Source organism: Bacillus cereus group sp. BfR-BA-01347, from assembly GCF_022663835.1.
GTDB classification, from domain to species: Bacteria; Bacillota; Bacilli; order Bacillales; family Bacillaceae_G; genus Bacillus_A; species Bacillus_A thuringiensis_K.
The window spans coordinates 1-259 of the sequence record NZ_JAKUGG010000093.1; the positions used below are offsets into that span (position 1 = coordinate 1).

The following is a 259-nucleotide window of genomic DNA, read 5'->3' on the forward strand; positions in this document are numbered from 1 at the left end:
TGATCAGGTTGATAGGTTCGAGGTGGAAGCATGGTGACATGTGGAGCTGACGAATACTAATAGATCGAGGACTTAACCATATAATATGAAGCAATGTTATCTAGTTTTGAAAGAATATAAAAAACTTGTTGACTTTAAAAGTTCAATGAGTTACAATGATTCTTGTCTTAAATGAATACAGTCTGGTAATGATGGCAGAGAGGTCACACCCGTTCCCATACCGAACACGGAAGTTAAGCTCTCTAGCGCCGATGGTAGT

Annotated in this window: 1 rRNA gene; it reads left to right on the forward strand. The window is 39.0% G+C overall.

The window, feature by feature from the left end:
• Positions 1–181: 181 nt before the first annotated feature.
• A 5S ribosomal RNA gene (gene rrf / locus MR143_RS32805) occupies positions 182–259 on the forward strand; the annotation flags it as partial.